At 53.2% G+C, this 2,335-nt stretch carries 3 protein-coding genes and 1 pseudogene; all 4 read left to right on the forward strand.

Going from position 1 to position 2,335, the window contains the following annotated elements; genetic code table 11:
• Positions 1-386 (forward strand): annotated as a pseudogene (locus tag WM40_RS26430) (AcaB family transcriptional regulator); the annotation flags it as partial.
• 172 nt (positions 387-558) lie between these two features.
• Positions 559-1,005, forward strand: a complete 447-nt coding sequence (locus WM40_RS26435; RefSeq protein ID WP_236693719.1) for a hypothetical protein — start codon at positions 559-561, stop codon at positions 1,003-1,005.
• A 98-nt stretch (positions 1,006-1,103) separates the two neighbouring features.
• A complete protein-coding gene (locus WM40_RS26440; protein ID WP_046154547.1) occupies positions 1,104-1,622 on the forward strand; it encodes a single-stranded DNA-binding protein in 519 nt (172 codons plus the stop codon).
• Positions 1,623-1,688: 66 nt separating this feature from the next.
• Positions 1,689-2,168, forward strand: coding sequence for a hypothetical protein (locus tag WM40_RS26445; RefSeq protein WP_046154548.1), 480 nt, complete (start codon positions 1,689-1,691; stop codon positions 2,166-2,168).
• Positions 2,169-2,335 lie beyond the last annotated feature (167 nt).

Genomic DNA, 2,335 nt, shown 5'->3' on the forward strand with positions numbered 1-2,335 from the left:
GTACCCTCAAAACCATTCAACGGCGCGACCTGATCACTTATGAAAAGTCGCGTGTCGAGCTGTTCGACGCGAAGAACCGTTGCCGCAGTGCTTTCGAGTACATCCTGCATGCCTATCGGATCTTGAACGAAGAAACGCTCAAGCCCTTGTCACGTCTGGATTACCTGCCGCAAGCAGATGCCGCAGCACGTGAGCGTGTGACGCGTGTTCGTGAGGCATTGGGGACAATCTCCAAAGCAGTATTCACCATGGAACTTCGCCCACGGCACCCAGGCCGCACCGACAAACCAACCGCCGCCGAGCTGCGACTTTTGGATCAGGTCGCCTTGGATGATCCAGAGGACGACAATGCGCAAGCGACTGGCGCAGCCCATCTTATTGACTAGTACTGCGGCAGATGGTTTTCTACATCAGTTGGTGTAATAAAGGCCTTTAAGGGTAAGGGAGCGTTCACCTGGTGAACGAACGCGACAGCGGCGTCGCATGCAAGCAACAAATCGATCACCGAGTGAACGGTGCAGTGGGCCGCGCGCAATATGTTCCAGATTCGGAGGGATGGTGGCGCAGCGTAAAAAAACAACGGCTTTCGAGAGGCTCTCTTCTCGCGAAGGCATGAACCGGTTCTCCGGCCCCGCCTCGTTTCGCGCTTTGGCGCGTGATCAACAAGACATACTGCAGGTCATTCACGAAACCATGGCCGAGCTCGTCGCTGATGTGGAGTCCGTTGATATCGATATATTTCTACACCAAGCGATGGCCTTGGACAATAGCACCGAGGTTCTGCGAGTGCGTCTCGGATGGCGTGTAAAAGGCGTTAATAAACGCTTTACTTTTATAGAGCTTGAACAGAAAATACAAAAACTTCCTGCACCAGTTAAGGCTTTTCTGGAATGGGCTGATTACCGCGCTTCGGAACTCAATGCGCTTGAATCAGTCTTTCGCTCCAGTGTCACGATGACGAAGAACTTCATGTCCGTCGGCTCCGTGCGCCAGTATTCTAGTTGAGCATCTTGTGCAGTTGGATCTAAGAGACCGGAAAATCCGGCACGTATCAAGTCAAAGTCGTAACGGTAGCGCGCCTATTATTTTTCCTAGGAAAAATCATGGGCACTGTAGCAAAACTGGTCGGGAACGTTTTAACGGCGCCGGCCTTGAAGCATATTTCCGTTAATGGGGAATCACGTCTTATTTGTGAACTGCGTGTGATGTCCTCGTCGTACCGTCAAACGGACGATGGGCCTGAGCAGATCGACAAAAAGACGTATCCTGTTTCTATTACGATCTGGCAAGAATATCTTGCTCAATCGGTTTTCGATCACGTTAAGGTCGGCATGAGTGTGACCGTTGAAGGTCTGCTCTATGTCTCACCTTATATCGATGAGAATGGCGCGCCACAAGCTGGCGTGCGCATCGAAGCCGAAAGCGTCGCGGTCAATCTGCGGCGTATCGAGCAGATTTCGCTGAAGCCAAGATCTTCCCGCGATGCATCGGGCTATTCCCGTGTGCCGCAGGGGGACTTCCCTTCGCCTAATGGTGATCCATCCTCGACAGTCAACACTGACGAGGCCCCACCTATTCTGCGCGATAACACCAAAGCGTCTCGCAAACCCGCTTCGGCTTAAAGCCAAAGCCAGTTGCTGTCGTCTAGTACGGCAGCGTCTGTCCTATTCCTTTGTCGAGACGCCATCATGCCTCTTCGCAACCCGTTGCCATACGGTCGCGCACGTACGCCTGCAGCCGACGCTTTCGTCGCAAGCATTTTCCTGTACGTACGGCGCACCGTGATGATCTTCTTCCTACTGCCCGCGGCCGTGCCTATGGGCGCGCTTGTAGTTGCTGGCCATTTCTCTTTTCAGGGAATGGCGCAGACGCTACTCACCGCGATGGCCAATTCGGGTACTGATCCGAATGCCATACGTGTTCGTGATTGTCCGCCACCACCTGCGGCCGATGGACCGGTACGTAATCGGTGTGAACATGCTCTGATGAAGGACGTCCCGATCGCGGCGCTTGCTGAAGAAAGTGGTGCCGAGATCAAAGTCTTTTACGAGATGGTTGTGCTGATATCTATGGGGCTTTACTTCTGTTGCGCTTCGCCTTCGCCATTCAATGCACGCGGACGGTGCGGTGCCTGGTTGAGCCACAAGATTGCTGACTTGAAGCGGTGACGATTAGACCTCGTGCCTATCTCGGATGATTGGCAATTTTGCTCTATAAATCGTCCGAAAGTAGCCCTGAGAAACGCGTTTTATGCCTCAGATCATGGACCTTTCGCTATTGCATTTGCCAAAACGCCACTTCGCTTCCTGGGACCGCGGCTATCGCTGTCACATCT

This window comes from Robbsia andropogonis (assembly GCF_000970345.1).
GTDB lineage: Bacteria > Pseudomonadota > Gammaproteobacteria > Burkholderiales > Burkholderiaceae > Robbsia > Robbsia andropogonis.